Genomic DNA, 21,973 nt, shown 5'->3' with positions numbered 1-21,973 from the left:
AGACTGAAAACTTTTACTTAACCTTCAATCGCTGTCCAATTGAAATCGCATTATCCGTTAGATTATTTTTTCTCTTTAAATCATCAACCAATACATTGAATTTTTTTGAAATCGAATACAGCGTATCTCCTTTTTGAACTTCATATAAATTCGGATCGTTTGAGTTCATAATTATCTTTGGATCGGAATTCACATCATACGCTGATTTTTTTGCCGGAACTGTTTTATTGATCGCAACATAATTTTTTCCTGTAACCTGACAATCATATTGATGCAGATTATAACGTTCAATATAACTTATTAATTTATCCGGATAATTAGGATCTGTTGCGTAACCTGCCGCTCTCAAGCCTTTTGCCCAGGCTTTGTAATCGTCTTTTTCGTAAGTAAATAACGTCTCATATCTTTTTTTTCCAACCAAAAACAAAGCATGATCCCGATAAGATTCTGCAGCTTCAGGATATTTTCTAAAACATTCCTGCGCCGAATCATCATCATGACGAACACTTTCTCCCAACCAATCTTTATGACATTTGATTCCGAAATGATTATTCGCTTCAACCGCCAAATCGCCTCTTCCGGCACCCGATTCTAAAATGCCTTGCGCTAAAATAATACTTGCCGGAATACCATATTTCTGCATGTTTCCTATCGCAATATCTTTAAATTGCAAAACATAATTATTAATTAAATCGCTGGTTACAACTGTTTTTGAAGTCGATTGAATAACTTCGGTTGTATTATTTGTAGAAGGATAATTTTTTCCAATTGGTTTAGCCGGTGCACTTCTTTTTGTTGAAGCCGTCCTTGTTTGAATTGCTGCCGCTTTTTTAGTCGTTGCTATGGCAGGCTTACTAGATGAGCAGCTTGCTAAGGCTAATATTACGACAAGTAATACAAATTTTTTAATCATTAGTCTTGAGTATTGGTAATTTTTTCTGCTTCAATTTTATATTCATTCCTTCAATTCCTTGTAATCCGCCGGTGTGAATGAGTAAAATTTTTGAATGTGCAGGAAAATAATTTTTGCTAATTAAATCTATAACGCCAAAAACCATTTTTCCTGTATAAATTGGATCTAAAGGCACTTTATTTTCTTCAAAAAAAGCATTAATAAATTCAATTAATTCTAAATTTACCTTGCCATAACCTCCAAAATGATAGTCAGAAATTAAATTCCAGTTATCTTTTTTTGCAAAAATACGAATTTCATCCTTTAAAAAGTCACCTTTTAGTGCCGGAAATCCTAAAATTTTCTGATTTGGCAACGCACAATTTATTAAACCTGAAATTGTTCCGCCCGTTCCTACAGCGCAGCAAACGTAATCAAAAACCGAATCTTCATCAGTCAAAATCTCTTCGCAGCCTTTTACAGCGAGTTCATTTGTGCCTCCTTCTGGCACTAAATAAAAATCGCCAAACTTGTCTTTTAAGTTTTCTAAAAATGAAGTTTCGCTTTTTAGCCGATAATCTTCTCTCGAAACAAATTCAAACTTCATTCCGTTTTCCTGAGCGAATTTTAAAGTCGGATTTTCTTCAATTTTATCGAAAAGCTCATCGCCGCGAATAATCCCAATGGTTTTAATACCTTGTTCTTTTCCGGCAAAAGCAACCGCTGCAATATGGTTAGAAAATGCTCCTCCAAAAGTCAGCAAAGTTTCTTTTTTTTCGGCTTTAGCCTGAAGCAAATTGTATTTTAATTTTCTGAATTTATTTCCCGAAACAAAAGGATGAATTAAATCTTCCCGTTTTATTGCCAGAGAGATAGCATTCGGAAAATTAATATTTATATGTTGATTGAAAACTGGGTTCATTTTAATTTAATGTAATGTAAAAACTGAAAAAATGATCGGTTTTTCAAATAATTTAAGTCGGTTTCTTTCGCGTAAGCTTCTCTTTCAAAACTTATATTCCGATAGGCCAAAGCGCCGTTTTTGTATTGAATAAAACGAATGAGATATTCTAAAAAATACCACACAAAAAACGGAAGTATTAAAAGCTCTAATTGTTGTCTTAAATGTATTTTTTCATGATTAACAAAAGTGCTGTTTGTTTTATCAAAATCATATTTCATTACAACAAACGGAAATACAGCCATTCCTCGATATCCTTTCGGAATTAAATATTTGGCAACAATCAGAAACATTGGCTGTAAAATTTATAAATTTGTAGCTATAAAATTATTCGATTTCATTAAAATCATAATCAAATATTTTTATTTTTGATTTTTAAAGTTATCGAAAACGAACGCGAAGCAGATTTATGAAAGAGCAAAGTAATGAAAATAAATTAATCGAAGGCGAAGATTTTTATTATACGCCCGAAGGTTATAAATGCTTTACTGAAAAACATCATTTAAAAAGAGGTTATTGCTGCAAAAGCGGCTGTCGTCATTGCCCATACGGATTTGATAAACGAACAGGAGAAATAAGAAAATAGATTGTTAGATTATTAGACTTCTTAGATCCTTAGATCTTTTTATTGTCTAAAAAACTAGCAATCCTTGAATCAAACAAAAAGTGATTGTTCCATTTTTCAAAAAATCTAACAATCTAAGAAGTCTAATAATCTAAAATATTATATGGATATCCATTCAAGAAAATTCAGGATTAAGATCCACAAATCCTATCATAGGTCGGATATCCGTTATCCTTAGTTTTTTTTTAATTAGAAAATGTACCGATGAGCCGATTTGAAAATGAGAATTATTCAGATCAAATTTACATTGACAGGTATTTCGCTCCAATGGAGGTTTTATCAACTGGCCGTATTCTTTTCTACAAATATTACGCCTTTCCAAGGCTGAAAAAGTAAATCCGTTAGGATTGCAATATTTATAGAAATAAAATTTATCGGTCAGAATTTAGCCCCAGCAGGGCGACATAATCTAAAAAACAAAAAATTAATCTGTTGTTAATCTAACAAAAGTACCTTAGCGTCTTAGAACCTTAGCAACTCAGCACCTTAAAAGAAAATGACTTTCAAAGAACAAATACAGCAAGGAATTCCTTCAATATTACCTCAAAAAAAAGAATACGATCCAGCAATTAATCACGCTCCAAAAAGAAAAGAAATTCTTTCGGCAGAAGAAAAAAAACTGGCTCTAAAAAATGCATTGCGTTATTTCGAACCTCAACATCATGCTGAATTAATTCAGGAATTTTCGGAAGAATTAGAAACTTACGGTCGTATTTACATGTACCGTCTTCGTCCGGATTACAGAATGTACGCGCGTCCAATTGACGAATATCCAGGGAAATCATTGCAGGCAAAAGCAATTATGCACATGATTCAGAACAATCTGGATTATGCTGTAGCGCAGCATCCGCACGAATTGATCACCTATGGTGGAAACGGAGCGGTTTTTCAAAACTGGGCACAATATTTATTGACCATGCAATATTTGTCTGAAATGACAGACGAACAAACTTTAACAATGTATTCAGGACATCCAATGGGATTATTTCCTTCGCATTCTGAAGCTCCGAGAGTTGTAGTGACAAACGGAATGGTAATCCCTAATTATTCCAAACCGGACGATTGGGAAAAAATGAATGCTTTAGGCGTTTCGCAATACGGGCAAATGACAGCGGGAAGTTATATGTATATTGGTCCACAAGGAATTGTACATGGAACTACAATCACGGTTTTGAATGGTTTCAGAAAAATAAAACAAAATCCTGAAGGAAGTTTATTCGTTACTTCCGGACTTGGAGGAATGTCAGGCGCACAGCCAAAAGCAGGAAATATCGCGGGCTGCATTACGGTCTGCGCCGAAGTGAATCCGAAAATTACAAAAATTCGTCACGAACAAGGATGGATTAATGAAATTGTAACTTCAACTGAAGAATTGGTTCAGAGAGTTGCTTCGGCGAAAGCCAAAAAAGAAACGGTTTCTATCGCTTATTTAGGAAATGTGGTTGACGTTTGGGAATGTTTTGATAAAGAAAACATCAAAATTGATTTAGGTTCAGATCAGACTTCACTTCACAATCCTTGGGCTGGTGGTTATTATCCTGTCGGAATTTCTTTTGAGGAAGCGAATGAAATGATGGCAAATAATCCTGATTTATTTAAAGAAAAAGTTCAGGAATCATTACGCAGACAAGCTTTGGCAATCAACAAACATACCGCAAAAGGAACTTACTTTTTCGATTACGGAAATGCCTTTTTATTAGAAGCTTCTCGTGCAGGTGCAGATGTTATGGCCGAAAATAATATCGATTTTAAATATCCAAGCTATGTTCAGGACATTATGGGACCAATGTGTTTTGATTATGGATTTGGTCCTTTCCGTTGGGTTTGTGTTTCAGGGAAACCGGAAGATCTTCAAAAAACGGATGCAATTGCTTCGCAAATTTTAGAAGAAATGGCAAAAACAGCTCCGAATGAAATTCAGCAACAAATGCAGGACAACATTAAATGGATAAAAGGCGCTCAGGAAAACAAACTGGTTGTAGGTTCTCAAGCCCGAATTTTATACGCAGATGCTGAAGGAAGAATTAAAATTGCAGAAGCTTTTAATCAAGCGATCGCAAAAGGCGAAATTGGCGCAGTTGTTTTAGGACGTGATCACCACGACGTTTCAGGAACTGATTCTCCTTACAGAGAAACTTCAAACATCTACGACGGTTCTCGTTTTACTGCTGATATGGCAATTCATAATGTGATTGGCGACAGCTTTAGAGGAGCAACCTGGGTATCAATTCATAACGGTGGCGGCGTTGGCTGGGGTGAGGTTATAAACGGTGGATTTGGTATGGTTCTTGATGGCTCTAAAGAGGCTTCAAAACGTTTAGCATCAATGCTTTTTTGGGATGTTAACAACGGAATTTCAAGAAGAAGCTGGGCCCGAAATGATGAAGCAATTTTTGCAATAAAAAGAGCGATGCAAGTGGAGCCTTTACTAAAAGTGACTTTACCTAATCTAGTAGACGAAAAACTATTTTAGTTTAAAAGTTCTCTTTTTTTAATGAGAATTTTAAATCTTAAACATATGAAAACATTCAAATTAGTACCGGTTTTTCTGCTTTTATTACTTGTTGCAGCGTGCGACACGGTAAGTGTATACTCTGACTATGATAAAAATGTAGATTTTGCGCCTTATAAAACTTACGCTTACTTTAAGCCCGGAATCGATAAGGTAGAAATTTCTGATTTGGATAAAAGACGTATTCTTAGAGCGATTGATGAGCAAATGCAGGCCAAAGGCTTTACAAAAAGCGACAATCCTGATTTATTGGTCAATATTTTCACTAAATCAAGAGAACAAGTAGATGTAAATCAGTTTAGTGCCGGCTGGGGTTACGGTTGGGGCTGGGGTTGGAATCCTTACATGATGTACGGCGGACAAACTACTGTTACGACTTCAACTCAAGGAACTTTGTACATTGATTTAATCGATGCAAAAAAGAAAGAAATGATCTGGCAAGGTGAAGGACAAGGAACTTTGACCCGCAATATTGATAAGAAAGACCAAAAAATTACAGAATTTGTAGGCAAAATTTTAGCTCAATACCCTCCAGTAAAAAAATAATTATTTACTTTTGCTATTCAAATAGTTAAAATGACAAACTTTAATAACATTATTATCGCTTTTATTAGCATTATTGCAATTCAGCAATAGTGGCGAGGTGTTATATAAATATGTAAAATATAATTTATACAGAACCTCCCAAAATGGGAGGTTTTTTTTTTAGAAAATAATTAAAAGAAGCCACGAATTTCACAAATCAGCACGAATTATTTTAGTGCAACTTCTAAGTGAAAATTAGTGAGAATTAGTGTAATTCGTGGCAAAAAAACAACCATCATGAGTTTATTTAACGAAGTACTTAATGCAAAAAAGCAACTCGCTGAAGTAGTTGCTGCAACACCACTGACACAAAATTTAAATCTTTCAGACGAATTCAAATCGACTATTTTATTAAAAAGAGAAGATTTGCAAATTGTTCGTTCGTATAAAATTAGAGGTGCTTACAATAAGATTTCGTCATTAAATGAAAAAGAAAAAGCAAACGGAATTGTATGTGCCAGCGCCGGAAATCACGCTCAGGGCGTGGCTTATTCATGTAATTTATTGAAAATACACGGTAAAATCTACATGCCAAAAACAACTCCAAAACAAAAAGTAAAACAAGTTCAATTATTTGGAAAATCGTTTGTTGAAATTGTTTTAACTGGAGATACTTTTGATGATGCGTACGCTTCGGCAACTGCAGATGCTATTCAAAATCACAAAACTTTTATTCATCCTTTTGATGATGAAAAAGTAATTGCCGGACAAGGAACTGTTGGGTTGGAAATCCTGGAAAGTTATAAAGAACCAATCGATTATGTTTTTGTACCGATTGGAGGTGGAGGACTGGCTTCTGGTTTGTCAGAAGTTTTTAAACATTTGAGTCCGCATACTAAAATAATTGGCGTTGAGCCAAAAGGTGCTCCTTCGATGAAAACTTCGATAGAAGAAAATAAAAATACGGCATTAAAAACTATTGACAAATTTGTTGACGGTGCCGCTGTGAAACAAGTTGGCGATAAAACATTTGAAATTTGTCGCTATAATTTAGAAGACATTATCTTGGTTCCCGAAGGAAAAGTATGCACTACAATCTTGCGTTTATACAATGAAGAAGCAATGGTCGTCGAACCTGCCGGCGCTTTGACAATTGCTGCTTTGGACTTTTATAAAGACAAAATAAAAGGTAAAACCGTTGTTTGCATCGTTAGCGGAAGCAATAATGACATTGAAAGAACTGCCGAAATAAAAGAGCGTTCTCTACTTTATGAAGGTTTAATGCATTATTTTATGATTCAGTTTCCGCAGCGTCCGGGAGCATTGAAAGAATTCGTAAACAACATTTTAGGACCTGACGATGATATTATCTATTTTCAGTTTCACAAGAAAAACAATCGCGAAGTAGGTTCGGTTGTTGTTGGTTTAGAATTAAAAAACAAAAAAGACATTATGAACATCAAACTGAATATGACAAAAAATGGTTTTGAATTTCAATATCTGAATGATAATCAGGATTTGTTTACGCAGTTAATCGGCTAATAAATGTCCGAATGATAAATATCATGGAATAAACAGCTACCGAAATTGTATTTTTGCAATTCATTTCAGAAAGAAAAAACATGGCAACACTTAAAGATATTTCAACGTTAGAAGACATTAAACAAATGGTCAACAATTTTTACGACAATGTTCGTAAAGATGATCTTCTTGGCCCTATTTTTAATGAAAAACTTCAGGATAGATGGCCAGAGCATTTACAAAAAATGTATGGTTTCTGGCAGACTATTTTATTTGATGTGCGTGCTTATTCCGGAACTCCGTTTCCTCCGCACAAACAATTACCGGTCGATAAAACTCATTTTGATCGCTGGATTGAAATCTTCAACACCACGATTGACAAACAATTTGAAGGCCCGCTTACGGAAGAAGCTAAAATGCGCGCCACTAATATGGCTTTTATGTTCAATCATAAAATTGAATATTTCAGAAATGCCGAAAATGAATTGAGAAATTCGATTAAAAAACCATAAAAGTAAACTTCAAAACACTATCTGTTTTTTCTTTTTTAAATAAATTTGATTCAGAAAAATCTCCTTTTAACCCAAATCAAAACCTACTAAATGTTTTTCGTATGAAAAAAATAATGCTGCTTTTTATACTTTGTTTCTCTTTTTTAAATACGATTAAAGCTCAAACGGCTCCAACTTCAAATCTATACAAAGGAACTGTCGACGGAAAAACACCAATAACTGTTTACATGAAAACTGAAGAAAATCCTTGTACTGCAGACTTAATGTTTACCTCAATGTATCGCTACAACAAATCCAAAAACTGGATTCAGCTAAATATTACTCAAAATAGAAAAGCTGAAAATGAATTTATCATGGTAGAACATGATTTTAGTGGCGTACTTATTTTGAAAAAAACTGGAAATACATTTTCAGGATTATGGATCAGCCCTGATACAAAAAAACAATTAAAAGTCGATTTGAAAGAAGCTTCAATGACAAAAAAAGAACTTGAAAACTTTGAAAAGACAATGGAAAAAGTGAATTATGAAAATAATGACTGCTAAAAACCATATTCCTTTTTATACTTTCAAAACCTAGAAAAACGCAAAAAATATCATTCCGAACAAAACTTTTGTGATTATTATCACAAAAAAGGTAGCTTAAATTCGTAATTTTACATTTTAACCTAGAACGTTTTCGAAATGAATCCAAATATTGAAACCAATCCGCTTTTAGAGAGATTGCCTAAACATTTAAAGCAATTTATTAAACCTCAAGATTATAGCGATTACACTCCTATCAATCAAGCGGTTTGGCGATATGTAATGCGTAAAAATGTAGATTATCTTTCTAAAGTGGCACATCACTCCTATTTAGATGGGTTGAAGAAAACAGGAATCGAAATTGATTCTATTCCGAGTATGTATGGAATGAACCGAATTCTGACTGAAATTGGCTGGGCTGCAGTTGCTGTTGACGGATTTATTCCGCCAAATGCCTTTATGGAATTTCAGGCTTATAATGTTTTGGTTATTGCATCAGATATCCGACAATTAGAACATATCGAATACACGCCAGCTCCAGATATTATTCACGAAGGTGCCGGCCACGCTCCTATTATTGCTAATCCTGAATATGCAGAATATTTAAGACGTTTTGGTGAAATTGGATGCAAAGCGATTTCGTCTCATAAAGATTATCAAATGTATGAAGCGATTCGTCTGCTTTCAATTTTGAAAGAAGCCGAAGATACTCCACAAGAAAAAATTGACGAAGCCGAAAAAGCTGTTGCCGATTTACAAAACAATATGGGCGAATTGTCTGAAATGGCTCAAATTCGTAATTTACATTGGTGGACAGTGGAATACGGATTAATTGGAACTGTCGACAATCCAAAAATATATGGTGCAGGATTGCTATCTTCTATTGGCGAAAGCGCTCACTGTATGACGGATAATGTAAAGAAAATCCCTTATGATATTTCTGCGGCGAATCAGAATTTTGATATTACGCAGTTACAACCTCAATTGTATGTAACACCAAATTTCTCTTATTTGAGTTTGATTCTAGAAGAATTTGCCAACAAAATGGCTTTACGCACCGGAGGACTTTCTGGAATTCAGAAGCTAATTCAGTCAAATGCTTTAGGAACAATTGAATTAAGTACAGGTTTGCAGATTTCGGGAGTTTTCACCAATGTAATTGAAGAAGAAGGAAAACCGGTTTATATCCAGACAACTGGAAAAACAGCTTTAGCTTATCGCGAAAAGGAATTAGTTGGTCACGGAACTTTAACGCATCCTCACGGATTTGGAAGTCCGATTGGAAAACTGAAAGGCTTCAATTTAGCAATTGAAGATATGAGTCCGAAGGATTTACAAGCTTACAGTATTGTTGAAAACGAAACCGTAAAACTGGAATTTGAAGGCAATATTATTGTTGAAGGTGAAATCATCACAGGTTCTAGAAATCTTCACGGAGAAATCATTTTAATTAGTTTTAGAAATTGTACGGTAACACACGGCGAAACTATTTTGTTTCAACCAGAATGGGGAAATTATGATATGGCAATTGGTAAAAAAGTGGTTTCTGCTTTTTCAGGTCCAGCCGATGTAAATAGTTTTGACTTGATCAATATTGTTCCGACAACGAAAACTATTAAAGCGAAACATACTAATGAGCGTGATGAATTGGAAGTTTTATACGCAACAGTTCGAAACATCAGAAATAATAAAGATGCTAAAACCGAATTAAAATCCATTTTTGACAAAGTTAAAAACAATCATTCCAACGATTGGCTTTTAACTGTTGAAATTGCAGAGCTTTTAAAGGATTCTGATGAAAAACAACTTCTTCAGGAAGTATTGGTTTATTTGGATCAACTGAAAGAAAAACGCCCTGAAGTAGCACATTTAATTTCTGGCGGATTGGATTTGATTTTTGATAGTTCTTTGCCAAATTTGCCACAAAGGCACTAAGACACAAAGTTTTTTTTGAATTGCCTCGCGCTTTAGCTGGAGGCGATTCAAAAAATCATTCTAATCTTTTAATCCTTGGCAAAAAAACTTTGCGACTTTGTGGCAAATCACAATTTCAAATCCTGATTTAACTCAGTCTCAGATTCAATTGTTTTTCCGTTGTATTGCAACTTCCAGCCCATTGAATTGGTCAAAATCAAAATCTTTGATAACTCACTGATTAAGCGATTTTCGGCGTTTGTTTTTAATGAAGATGTTTCGATTTTCTTAGCCAGATTCGCTTTTACTGATTTGTTTATTTTATTATAATCATCTCCTGTAAATTGATTCATCTGACTTTGTTCAATATCATAAAACTTAATATCCGGATTGATAGTGATTTCTTCTTTTGGGATATTTAAAATTGTGATGGTTTTGTTTTTTTCGTCGATATCATATTTCATTTTATGCAAATCGTAAGCAACGGTCACATTCGCATTTACAACAACAAGTGCTTTCTTCTCAAAAGAAATCATGTCCATTAAGTATTTCTGCTGATTTTTATAGGTAATAACTTCTGAGAAATGCCCTTCGGTGACAACCAATTTTCCAACATTAAGAATCTGTTGCTGAATTAAATTGGTATTATACTCAATATCTTTATCATCATCTTTTTTGAATTGGCAGAATTTGAAAGCCAGAATAATGACTAAAACAATAACACTGATCCCTATAATTCTTTTGACTAAGTTTTGCATTCCTCTAAAATATTTTAGACCAATTTACTGCTTTTTTTTAGTTTTTTTTGCCACTAATTTCACTAATTACACTAATTTTTTGGAACGTTTACATTTTAATTTTTTCGAATTTTTAATTCGTAAAATTGAAAAATACAGAAGAGAAATTTGTGCTAATTCGTGAAATTAGTGGCAAAAAAACCTTTAAAACGGATATCCAATAGCAATATTCAAAATCAGATTTTCTTTTCTCCAAGGTCCGCTTCCAAAATCGATGTCTTTAATTACCCATCTTTCACCATCAGGCAAATACGGTTTCCTTAGCGGAAATGCCAAATCGGTTCTTAAAATAAAGAAAGACACATCAAATCGTAAACCTACACCAGCGCCTACTGCGATTTCTTTCATAAAATCTTTAGAAATTTCTGCTCCTGGTTTATTTGGGTCAGCATTCATAAGCCAAATATTTCCTGCATCAATAAAGGCTGCTCCTTTTACAATACTAAAAAGTTTCGCTCGATATTCGGTACTAAATTCCAATTTCAAATCTCCCGATTGATCTGGCAGATAATCATTTGTTGTGGCTGTGTTTATGTAACTTCCTGGCCCAATTGATCTAGCTCTAAAAGCCCTTATACTATTTGTTCCACCAACGACAAACTGCTTTGACGTAGGTAAAACACTCGAATTTCCATAAGGAATACCAGCTCCAACAATAATTCGACTGGCTAATTCACTTTCTTTCCCTAATTTTAAATAGTGCCTGAAATCGCCGCGAATTTTTGCATATTGGCTAAACGGAACATCAAAAATTTTAATCGTATCGTTCTTTTTGACATTTGCGCCGGTAACCAAACCTGTAATATTTCCGGCTAAATCCAATTCTCCGCTAAAATAAAACGTATTCTTCTTACGCTTCTGCATCGTATTTGTGTACGTGTAGGTATAGGTTGGCCCAAAAATCAATTGTTTCTCTATTACTTTTCCTAATGACGGATCGTCCTTAATATCGTCAAGATATTCTTGCGTTACATGATTTGGACTCACATACGTGATATCCATGACATTCAATTGATGTTCTTTTCGAGCATTTTCTTTCCACAAGTAACCAAAAGAAGTTTTAAACGAATTCAAAGCGTACAACTGTGTTCTGTTTTGATATTCATAACGAAGCGTTGCTTTTGTCCTTGGAACATATTCGCTTGATCCATCAATATGAAATGGCGTTATAAATCTTGGCCAGGTCAAACTCGTTTCTGTTCCTATTTTATATATATTTTTGCCTTTATTTACTCCTCCAAGCTGAAAATCGGCACCGCCAAAAACTGAAACCGTCAGCAATTCTGCTCCTTTAAATAAATTTCGGTTGTTCCAGTTTACATTAAGTTCTGTACCAGTATAACTCGCCGAATTTGTTTTTCCTAAAACCTCAACACGAATAAATTTCTTTGGTAAAAGCGTTAGATAATAATATGAATCCAGTGCATTTTTTATGCTGTCTGAGGTTCTGAATTCATTTTTCACAAAACTGAAAGTGCCTAAATTCACAAATCGGTTTAAAGTCAAATTATGATCTTTCCTATTGTATAAATCTCCTTTTTTGAAATAAATTGTTCGGTCAAAAACTCTCGGTTTAAAAGTATCGGCCGTATCAATAATTGTAAAATCCTTGTATTGAACAACGTCTTCAGGTTTGTATTTTACACTGTCTTTTGAAATCGAGAAATTTGGATAAACAACGATTTTATCAATTTTATAAGCTGTCAGTGCTTTTGGAGGAGCCTCATCTTTTATGACTAATCTAATTTTTACTTCATGATCGCCTTTACTACTGTCAATTTTAGCTAAAATATAATCGGGGTTAAAATAATAATACCCTTTCTCTTTCAGTCTTGCGTCGATTCTTTCTCTTTCGGCTTTTATAACATCTAAATCATACGGATTTCCAACTTTCAATAAACTTCTTCGGCTTGATCTTCCTATAATTCTTGACATTGCCAATGAATCATCAGGAAAAGTGACGCTTTTAATGATGTATTGTTTTTTTGGAATCACAATATATTCAGCTGTAACTCTTTTGTTTCGAACCGTCGAATCGGCACTTACACGGGTTTTGAAATAGCCCTTATTTTCTGTAAAATTTCTTAAAACCGATGCATTATAATCTAAATCTACTTTACTAAAAAGTACAGGTTCTTCACCTACTTTTGTTCGAAGCCAATATCGAAATCCCTTGTCTTTTTTGGGTTGTCCGGCAATATTATAAATCCATAATTTCGGGCGAAGACCCAAAAATTGTTTATTCGGTTTTGGGCGAAGCAAGTCTTCAAGCTGATTTTCTAATACTTTTCGGTCTTTCTTTTTAATAATTGAATCTTTCACTTTTACTGAAGCGCCAGTATAAAGCAAATCGCCTTCGGGCAAATATTTAGTATTACTGCATCCAAAAACAAAAAATAAGGACAGCGTAATAAAATATTTTATATATCTGTTTTTCATCTTATTATGTTTTTATATCTGTGCCTTTAATTTCATCTTCTTCTTCTTTATTCTCTTTTTCTTTCGCTTCTTTATCCTTTTGTTTTTGTCGTTCTTTACGCAGTTTTTCTTCTCTAATCATTTCCTTTTCTGCTTCACTGCGATGAAAAAGTTCGCGGAATTTATTGTAGCTCATCGTAATAATAAAAGCAATTCCGGTTTCAATTACTTGTCCTTCAACTGCCACCTGATACTCGTTTTTACGATACGCACGAAGCATATAACGGCCGTCTTTCGTCAACTGATAATCTAACGCAACGTCACCCGCAATATTGGTACTTTGCTCGTTGGCGCGCTCTTGTCCTTCGACTGCAAAACTGCTTCCAACTGTAACTTTCAATCGATCGTCTAAAAGTTTTTTAGAAACACCAACATTCAAATCGGTTCTGTTTTCCATCGTTCCAGTCGTATAATCTTCAGTTGATTCTAAATCAAATTCCAATTGAACACCACTTATCAATTCTCCGGCAAAATCATTTAATTGTTGTGACAGAATCTTACTTACACTTTGTCTTGCCAAAGATTCGGCACTTGTTCCTCCGCTTTCGCTCGCAAACGGATTTTCTCCAATAAATCTATTCAACAATAAAAGTGCAAAAACCTGTTTGTTCATCTCTGCCGGTTCTTGGCGCAATTGCTCCAATTTTGTTCGCGACATATCTACAACATTTGATGAAACCCCATAATTACCTTCTGGAAGCACAATATCAAAAGTAATTTCCGGCTTTAACAATTCACCATTCATTTTTAAATGTGTCTCAAACGGTAGTTTTTGTTTAAACGTGTTTTTTTCGGCTTGAGTTCTATCACCTAATTGATTTCCAAGCAAATCAATTGGCGCAGTTTCTACTTTATAAATCGCCGTAATATTCAAACTTGCCATTGTTGGTTCTCCATTCCAGGTGATTGAACTTCCTTTTTGAATATTGAATTTTCTTCGGATCATGTTGAAATTCATTTCATATGCTCCATCTGTAAATTCATATTTACCGGTTAAAGTCGTTTTTCCCGAAGGATCAATTCCGCCTGTTAACTGCGCTTCACCTTTCAAGTTTAGATAATCGCCGTTTCCTTTATCAATAATCAAAGTCAGTTCTGCTTCTTTATCAATCGAAATATCAACGCTTACGTCCATACCGATTAATTCGGACTGATTTAGTTTTTTCTCCATTGCAACAGTTTGTCTCAGGTATTGATTGTCCTCGTCAACAAATTCTACAATTCCTTCTCTGTCAGCAATCGAAGGATCTGACTGTGGTAAAACAACCGTAAACTTAGTTTCTTTGTTGACTTTAATATTTCCGCCAATAACTGGGTTTTCAAGCGTTCCTTTTACGTTTAATTTGGTATCCAAAAACAAATCTCCGTAAAACAAATCATTATCAGTAGCTTTAGAATGTATGGCTCTAAAATCATCGGCTGTAATGATTAATCCAAAGTTATATTTCCTGAAATCTGGTGACTGAATAGTACCATCAACCGATAATTCGTTTTCGTTTTCGTCATGAAGCGTAAACTTATCAAAGGTGATAATGCCATCATTAAAAGTGATTTTTTCCTGATCTATTTTGAAATAGGAATTCAACTGTGTAACTCTAAATGCCGAGTCATTAAAATTAAGTTCTCCATTAATTTTAGGTGCATCAGTTGTGCCCTGAATTTTAAAATTTCCTGATAAATAACCTGTTCCTTCAGAGATATTATCCATACTGAAACCCTGAATGCTTTTGATGTTCAGTTTGTTTATTGCTACATCAAAATCAAAAGTTCCTGCGTCAATCAGATAATCTCCTGTAAGATTTACGTCGTTTCCTTCATCGCTCAACTGTACATTTGCAGCCAAAATATTCGCCGTTTTATTATCTACTTTTACTTCTAAATCGCCCACTTTATCACCTTTAAAAGTAAAATCATCAATTTTTAAATCTGACGTGAAAGTGGGTTTTGTCATTACGTTTTCGACAACCGCATTTCCGTTAATCAAACCTTGCATGAGCAATTTGTCTTTTTTGACAATGTTCATGATGGTTTCAATTTTAAAGTTCACAAAATCAACCTGAATTGGTGCGTTATTTCCTGTTCCTTGTGATTGAATCTTTAATTCATTTCCGTCATTTCCAAGGAAAAACTTATTGATATAAAGTTGATTTTTCCCAAATTCAATTGCATTTTCCGGATCGATTTTCCATTTGTCATAATTTAAAACGAAATTTTCAGCATCAATTTTGAAGATGTTTTTAGAATCTTCTGCTTTGAATTCTCCTCCAACAAAATATTGCTGTTTGTCTTTTGCATCTTTTATTTCGAGTGCATAATCCAGAATATTATTCTCCACTTTTCCTGATAAATTGGTATACGGAATTTTCAATGAACCGCTTTCAATTGTAGCAACTGAAACCGAATATTCTAAAGCGTTTTCTTTGGCCTCGATATTTATTTTTCCGTCAGAAATCGTATTATCTGCGTAAACAATTCTCGGAATTGAACCTTTTATCTCTAAAGAATCAGCAACATTATTATATTTTCCGGTAATTTTAATAGGCTCTAAACCTGTCAGTTTCGGAATTAATTGAAACAAAATCGGGTCGTTATCAACTGTTAAAGTAAAAGCCAATCGTTGTTCATCCGATTCTCCGTTTACTTTCGGATTTTTTAAATCAATATATTTCGATAATGATTTTTTTATTGCTGATGTTAAAGTCGTCAATTTGTATTTTCCGTCAACTTCGGCTTTTAAAAACTGCGATGAAATTTTGATATTATTTCTCGTATTATCTGAAAAAGCAATTACGCGAACCGAATCTAAAACAATCGGTTCCTTATCCTGCAAAATCTGAATGTTTGACAGAAACACTTTCCCGTTTAGAAAATCAGGATTACTGTTGGCAATATCTGCATCAATATTTCCGCGAAGTTTCATTGGTCCGGCGTGAAGATTCAGTTTTTCTAAATCGGCTATATCAAGGTTTAATTTCAATTTTATGGCCGGATATTTCTCTTTTGTATTTCCGCTGGCAACCAAATCAAAATTCAAATTTGGGTCTTTCATTCCTGATTTTACGGCAAAAGATCCATTTTCGATATTTCCTTTTAATGCCAAATCTTTGTACGTATATTTATTGAAAACTGCTTTTTGAACCAATCCGTCAACAACTGCATTTGCCGTTTTTGGATCTAAACCAGTTCCTTTGACTTTCGCTTTAAGCGTAATTTTTCCGATTGAATCATTTTTGATTAATCTTCCCAAATTGAAATCCACTAAATAAACTGTCGCATCGTATCTTTCTCTTTTTTTGACACGCTGATCAAATAATGCATCGACTTTTGCATTTCCGAAACTACTGTTCAAAGCTAGATTTGTTTTGAAATTTTGTACTGAACCTTTGAATTTTCCTTGTAAACTCAGTTGTTGCGGAATTTGAATATTCGTCGGAATTGTTCCTTTCGGCACAAAACCATAAATGTCTTTTGAAGTGCTCGAAAGTTTTTTGATATTCAAATCGTAATACGCTTTTTGAGCGTCAGGTAGTCCTTTTATCTTCCCCGAAAGGGAAACTTTTGTAGTTCCGATTCCGCTCATTTCAAATAACGGAATATCTAAATCTTTTACTTTTCCACTCAAACGTGTGTTAATTGCCAAAACAGCATTTGGATTACTTTTAAACGGATTTGTATTTCGTAAATCGGGCGCAAAAAGTAAAATATCTTTGAAACCAATTTTTGAATTCTTTACATTGGCTTCAATCGAAAGATTTGCAAGATCTTTTTGAAGTGCTTTGAGCGATTTATATTCCACTTTAATTTTATCCTGAAGAAGGGTTTGCGGTGTTTTTAAATATAAATTATTCAGATATGCATTTTTTGGACCGTAGAAAAAGTCGGTTTTTAAAGCCTGAATATTTAAACCGCTTTTTTCAATAACGGCCAGAGATTTGATATTTCCTGAAATCGTATCATTGGCATAATACAGTTTTTCGGCTTGAAAGTTGAATTTATTCAAATCCAAATGGCTGTAATCTAATCCTTTTGCAATAGGTTTTGACTGCATATCATCAAATTTGAATGCAACATTTTCAATGTCAACTTTATTAAGTTTTGCTTTCCAGCCTGCTTGTTTTATGGCTGTTGTATCTAAACTTGGAGTTTGAATTTGTTTGTCTTGTGCGCCTAATCTTAAATTTCCGCTAAGATTTTTTAGTTCGAAAGTATCGAAATCTAAAAGCTGTTTGTTTAAATCAATTTCGTTGAAAGACAAATTTAAATTTCCGAGTTTTATTCCCGAATCTAATTTTGAATCTTTATTATCATAAGCAATATCAATTTTTGACAAACTGATTTTTCCGAGTTTTAATTTGAAATCTGGTCGCTTAGAAATCGTATCAACTGTTTTTACCGAAACTTCAGCAATTTTCTCTACAACATCTTGATTCAAAACCAATTTCAATCCGTCAAGATCGATGTTTGGAATATCGAAATTCATTTTATCCAAATCAAATTCTTTGAATTTCGTGTCAAAATGCGTCAGTTTTACGCGAATATCATTTTTAGAAAAATCATCTTTAAAATTGAATTTGATATTATCTAAATTGACTTTTACAACAGATATTTTAAAAGGTTCTGCATTTGGATCTTCGACTTTTGGTTCTTTTGATTCAAATGCCTTTATAATGTAATCAAAATTGAAAACGCCATCCTTATTTCGGGAAATGTTAGCTGTAGTATTTTCTAAAGAAACCGAATTGATTTCGAGTTCACTGCTGACTAATTTAAAAAGATCAACATCAAGTTCCAAACGTTTACCGGCCAACAAAGTGTCTTTTTTTTGATCTTCAAAATAGAAACCTTCCAGCACTACATCTTTTGGAAATTTAATCGAAATATGATCTAAAGAAACTTTGGTTTTAATCTTTTTATGAAGGTAAGAAATCGCTTTGTCCTTAACAAAATTCTGGACTGACGGAACCTGAATTAAAATAATAAGAAGTAATAAAAGCGCAACTACAGAACCCACGCACCAAAGAAGTACACGAAGTGTTTTTTTTAGAAAATGAATTGATTTCTTATTCATACGTCAACAAAACACGATTAGATTAATTGCGATTTTATAAGGCTATAATTATACAGTCTACAAAAATGTAAATTTTAAATCTTAACAATTTACACAATTATCTGCAATTATTCTAAAATTTCACTGTTGTTTTGCCACGAAGGCACAAAGGCGCTAAGTTTTTCTTATTAGTCTCTAAAAATTGAAGCAATAAATTAATGCAATTAAACCTCATTAATTGAAACCAAATGCATGTTTAGAATTTGATTTGTGGCAGTTTTTCTCCTAAAAGATTTATTTTCTTTTGAAGATTTGCTAAGAATTTTTGATGTTGTTCTGATTCTGGATTGAAGCTTCTGTGACGCAAGCTTTTTTGAATTTCATCAACTTCTTGCATTATAGAAATGCTTTCCTGAGCAATGTAATTTTCGCTGAAAAGCTTCCAGATATAATCGATTGCTATTTGGTTGGGATGTAACATATCTTCGGAATAAAAACGATAATCGCGAAGTTCATCCATCATGATTTCGTACGACGGAAAGTATTCAGTGTTCAGTTTTAAGTGTTCAGTATTCAACACAGAATGAAGAGCAGAAAACAAATGTGATTTACTTAATTGATTTTCGACAAATCCGTCTTTTATGTGACGAACTGGGGAAACGGTGAAAATGAAATTTATGTTTGGATTTAATGTCTGAATTAAATCGATTGTGTTTTGAATGCTTTTTTGAATAATATCTGTCGACAATAATTCTTTTGAGAATTGTTTTTGAGGCACTTTATGGCAATTCGCTACAATTTCTTCGCTTTCGAGATTTCTGTAAATCCAGGAAGTTCCGTATGTAATGATAATATGCGTAGCTTCCTTTAATTGTTTATTAGTTTCTGTAATTGCTTTATTTAAAGTTTCAAGCAATTCTTGTCGGCCAGAATTACTTAAATCGGAATGCACTTCATACGAATGCCAACGCTCGTTGTAAAAAAAAACGTCTTTTTCCTGATAAAAATCCAAAGCACAAACTCTTCGAAATATTTTCTCGATTGAAACCGGATTGAAAATAATCCCAAACGGATTGGTTTCATTTTGAAACTTAAAATAATCAAATTTCTCTGCTATATTTTCTGCAAAGCAAGAACCAACAGAAAGTACTTTCGAATTATAATCGATTGGAGATTTACTTTTTGAGATTGGAATTTGGGTTCTGAATTGCATTGCTTAAAATTTGAAACAAAGTTAAAGAAATCCTGAACTTAATTAAAAAAATAAAAACTTTGCTCCCGAAGCCTCGGGACTGCAACTTTGCGTGAATTTTCTAAAACCAAAGCAACTATATAAAAAATTACATTTTTAATAACAAAAACCAACTTCACAAACTAAAACAATTCCTTACTTTTGCATCTTCCACTTTTCTAAAAAATCCTATGAAATTATTATATTCTTATATAATCAAACACAAAATGCTTTTGCTTTTTGCTTTGATTATGGCCTCAATAAACATTTGTTTCAGTCTATCAGACTCTATCATTACCGGTAAATTAATGCAGGATTGTGGGGTTGGGCTTCACAAATACGATGGTAATGCAACTGGTTTTATTAGATCGCTTTCTTTTTGGCTTGGGCTTTCTCTTGGCGCTGCGATGATTTCCAGAATTACCAAAAATTTTCAAGATTACTTTACCAATATCGTGATTCAGAGAACCGGAGCTCAGATGTATACTGACGGAATTAAAAAATCGCTAGACTTGCCTTATGCCGAATTTGAAGATCAACGAAGCGGGGAAACTTTAAGCAAATTAACCAAAGTACGTTCTGATTCGGAGAAATTGATTACACTTTCGATTTCTTTAATTTTTCAAACCATCATCGGATTCATTTTTGTAATTGTGTACGTTGCCCGAATTGATTTTCGTATTTCACTTATCTTTTTAATAACGGCACCAATTATTGCTTTGGTAAGCTCTTATTTGGGTAAAAAAATCAAAGTTGTTTCGAAAAAAATCGTGAATCAAACAAATGCTTTAGCGGGTTCAACAACTGAGAGTTTACGAAATATTGAATTAGTAAAAAGTCTTGGTTTGACGTATCAGGAAGAAAAGCGTTTGAACTTGAATACTTTCAAAATTTTGCATCTTGAATTAGAGAAAGTACGCTATATCAGAAGTTTAAGTTTTATTCAAGGAACAACAGTCCACTTTTTAAGAACCTGCGTTGTGTTTACTTTGTATTATTTCTTATTTGGAGGAAAAATTATTGTGGGTGATTTATTGACAATGGTTTTCTTTACTTTTTTCATTTTTGGTCCGTTACAGGAACTTGGAAACTTTATAATTACTGTAAATGAAACAAAAGTTTCAATGGAAAACTTCAAAACCTTATTGAGTGCTCCTAAAGAATTTCGTCCAAAAAACCCAAAACATGTTGGTGCAATTCAATCTTTACTTTTTTCTAACGTAAGTTTCAAACATAAAACTGCTAAATTTAAAGCGGTCGAAAATATTAATTTCGAAATCAAGCAAGGTCAAACTGTAGCTTTTGTTGGGCCGTCAGGTTCCGGGAAAACGACTTTAGTAAAATTATTGGTTGGATTATATACACCGGCTGAAGGTCAGGTTTTTTATAACGACATTGACTCAACAGAAATTGATTTATTGGATTTAAGAAAACAATTGGGTTTTGTTACGCAAGATGCACAATTATTCTCTGGAACAATCCGTGAAAATCTTTTGTTTGTAAAACCAAATGCAACCGACGAAGATTTATATGACGCTTTAAAACGTGCAAGCTGTGATAAACTTTTGAGACGCGCAGAAGATGGTTTAAACACCACAATCGGCGAAGGCGGAATAAAAGTTTCGGGTGGAGAAAAACAACGTTTATCTATTGCAAGAGCGATCCTTAGAAACCCGAATTTATTGATTTTTGATGAAGCAACTTCGGCGCTGGATTCTATTACGGAAGAAGAGATCAACGCTACAATTAGAAATATATCTGATAAAAATAGAATTACAGTTTTAATTGCGCACCGTTTGTCAACTGTTATGCATGCTGATAGGATTTTCGTTCTTGAACAAGGTAAAATCATCGAGCAAGGTAAACATGATGATTTGATTGTTGAAAAAGGACTTTATTATGCGATGTGGCGCCAGCAGATTGGCGAAAGAAAATAATTGCGCGTAAAGAATCTCGCAAAGTCGCAGAGTCGCAAAGTTTATTTTTAAGCTTTGCGACTCTGTTTTTTATTTAAGCTTTTAAGTGTTTTACTAAAGATTTGAAACTACTCTTTTTATCCCGAATTTGATAATTGGTACATTAAAGTTTATAAGCAAACCTAATTTCATTTTTGTAATTTTGAGATACGTAAGAAGTTGTTTTGCATGGATATCTGTCAATTGCTCAATTGATTTAATCTCTAGAATTACTTTGTTTTCAACTATTAAATCAGCTCGAAAACCGATATCCAGATTTATTTGATCCCAAATAACGGGCAAAGTTTTTTGTCTTTCTATACTTAATCCTCTCTTAGTTAATTCATGATGTAAAATTGCTTCATAAACTGATTCCAATAATCCCGGCCCTAATTTTACATGTATTTTATAACAAACATCAACCACAACAGCTGAAATTTCATTCTCAGTCATTTTTTAAAATTTAAAGTATAAACTTA

General features: G+C 33.6%; 16 protein-coding genes. 8 read left to right on the top strand and 8 right to left on the bottom strand.

Annotation, left to right across the window (positions count from 1 at the left end; translation table 11 throughout):
- Window positions 1-13: 13 nt before the first annotated feature.
- The 3 genes from BD847_RS17750 to BD847_RS17740 are packed head-to-tail and all read right to left on the bottom strand — an operon-like array spanning window position 14 to window position 2,146.
- Window positions 14-913 (bottom strand): glucosaminidase domain-containing protein, encoded by a 900-nt coding sequence (locus BD847_RS17750; protein ID WP_115889603.1) that lies wholly within the window; start codon window positions 911-913, stop codon window positions 14-16.
- The gene (locus BD847_RS17745; RefSeq protein ID WP_115889602.1) at window positions 906-1,814 is read right to left on the bottom strand and encodes a 1-aminocyclopropane-1-carboxylate deaminase/D-cysteine desulfhydrase; all 909 of its coding nucleotides are present in this window, start codon (window positions 1,812-1,814) and stop codon (window positions 906-908) included. The genes BD847_RS17750 and BD847_RS17745 overlap by 8 nt, the downstream gene beginning before the upstream one ends.
- Window positions 1,811-2,146, bottom strand: a complete 336-nt coding sequence (locus tag BD847_RS17740) for a hypothetical protein (RefSeq protein WP_115889601.1) — start codon at window positions 2,144-2,146, stop codon at window positions 1,811-1,813. Before BD847_RS17740 ends, BD847_RS17745 begins: the two co-directional genes overlap by 4 nt.
- 116 nt (window positions 2,147-2,262) lie before the next feature.
- On the opposite strand from BD847_RS17740, the gene BD847_RS20865 reads away from it, so the two are divergent.
- The 7 genes from BD847_RS20865 to BD847_RS17710 all read left to right on the top strand — a co-directional run bounded on the left by BD847_RS20865 (window position 2,263) and on the right by BD847_RS17710 (window position 10,007).
- Complete coding sequence (locus BD847_RS20865; protein ID WP_165830187.1) at window positions 2,263-2,439, top strand: DUF5522 domain-containing protein; 177 nt, start codon at window positions 2,263-2,265, stop codon at window positions 2,437-2,439.
- A gap of 535 nt (window positions 2,440-2,974) precedes the next feature.
- Window positions 2,975-4,951, top strand: coding sequence for a urocanate hydratase (locus tag BD847_RS17735; protein ID WP_115889600.1), 1,977 nt, complete (start codon window positions 2,975-2,977; stop codon window positions 4,949-4,951).
- 45 nt (window positions 4,952-4,996) lie between these two features.
- Window positions 4,997-5,536, top strand: coding sequence for a DUF4136 domain-containing protein (locus BD847_RS17730; RefSeq protein WP_115889678.1), 540 nt, complete (start codon window positions 4,997-4,999; stop codon window positions 5,534-5,536).
- 276 nt (window positions 5,537-5,812) lie between these two features.
- Window positions 5,813-7,057, top strand: a complete 1,245-nt coding sequence (gene ilvA, locus BD847_RS17725) for a threonine ammonia-lyase IlvA (protein WP_115889599.1) — start codon at window positions 5,813-5,815, stop codon at window positions 7,055-7,057.
- An 80-nt stretch (window positions 7,058-7,137) separates the two neighbouring features.
- On the top strand, window positions 7,138-7,548 hold the full coding sequence (locus tag BD847_RS17720) for a group III truncated hemoglobin (RefSeq protein ID WP_115889598.1): 411 nt from the start codon (window positions 7,138-7,140) through the stop codon (window positions 7,546-7,548).
- Window positions 7,549-7,649: 101 nt separating this feature from the next.
- Entirely contained in the window at window positions 7,650-8,093 is a 444-nt protein-coding gene (locus BD847_RS17715) for a hypothetical protein (RefSeq protein ID WP_115889597.1), read from the top strand.
- 138 nt (window positions 8,094-8,231) lie between these two features.
- Window positions 8,232-10,007, top strand: coding sequence for an aromatic amino acid hydroxylase (locus BD847_RS17710; RefSeq protein WP_115889596.1), 1,776 nt, complete (start codon window positions 8,232-8,234; stop codon window positions 10,005-10,007).
- A gap of 107 nt (window positions 10,008-10,114) precedes the next feature.
- On the opposite strand, the gene BD847_RS17705 is transcribed toward BD847_RS17710, so the two are convergent.
- The 4 genes from BD847_RS17705 to BD847_RS17690 form a co-directional block, all read right to left on the bottom strand.
- Window positions 10,115-10,744 carry a DUF4230 domain-containing protein gene (locus BD847_RS17705; RefSeq protein ID WP_115889595.1) on the bottom strand — a complete coding sequence of 210 codons (630 nt, stop codon included), beginning with the start codon at window positions 10,742-10,744 and terminating at the stop codon, window positions 10,115-10,117.
- 183 nt (window positions 10,745-10,927) lie between these two features.
- Window positions 10,928-13,222 carry a translocation and assembly module lipoprotein TamL gene (gene tamL, locus BD847_RS17700; protein ID WP_115889594.1) on the bottom strand — a complete coding sequence of 765 codons (2,295 nt, stop codon included), beginning with the start codon at window positions 13,220-13,222 and terminating at the stop codon, window positions 10,928-10,930.
- A gap of 4 nt (window positions 13,223-13,226) precedes the next feature.
- Window positions 13,227-18,329 carry a translocation/assembly module TamB domain-containing protein gene (locus BD847_RS17695; protein ID WP_115889593.1) on the bottom strand — a complete coding sequence of 1,701 codons (5,103 nt, stop codon included), beginning with the start codon at window positions 18,327-18,329 and terminating at the stop codon, window positions 13,227-13,229.
- Window positions 18,330-18,564: 235 nt separating this feature from the next.
- Window positions 18,565-19,521, bottom strand: a complete 957-nt coding sequence (locus BD847_RS17690; protein WP_115889592.1) for a GSCFA domain-containing protein — start codon at window positions 19,519-19,521, stop codon at window positions 18,565-18,567.
- A gap of 209 nt (window positions 19,522-19,730) precedes the next feature.
- Between BD847_RS17690 and BD847_RS17685 the strand changes: the two genes are divergently transcribed.
- On the top strand, window positions 19,731-21,476 hold the full coding sequence (locus BD847_RS17685) for an ABC transporter ATP-binding protein (RefSeq protein ID WP_115889591.1): 1,746 nt from the start codon (window positions 19,731-19,733) through the stop codon (window positions 21,474-21,476).
- Between the two features lie 93 nt (window positions 21,477-21,569).
- Here BD847_RS17685 and BD847_RS17680 read toward each other — a convergent pair whose 3' ends face one another.
- On the bottom strand, window positions 21,570-21,947 hold the full coding sequence (locus BD847_RS17680) for a GxxExxY protein (protein ID WP_115889590.1): 378 nt from the start codon (window positions 21,945-21,947) through the stop codon (window positions 21,570-21,572).
- Window positions 21,948-21,973 lie beyond the last annotated feature (26 nt).

The organism is Flavobacterium cutihirudinis (assembly GCF_003385895.1).
In the GTDB taxonomy this organism is placed as follows: domain Bacteria; phylum Bacteroidota; class Bacteroidia; order Flavobacteriales; family Flavobacteriaceae; genus Flavobacterium; species Flavobacterium cutihirudinis.
The sequence above is the reverse complement of the archived record's forward strand: the minus strand, read 5'-3'. Positions and strand labels throughout refer to the sequence as shown.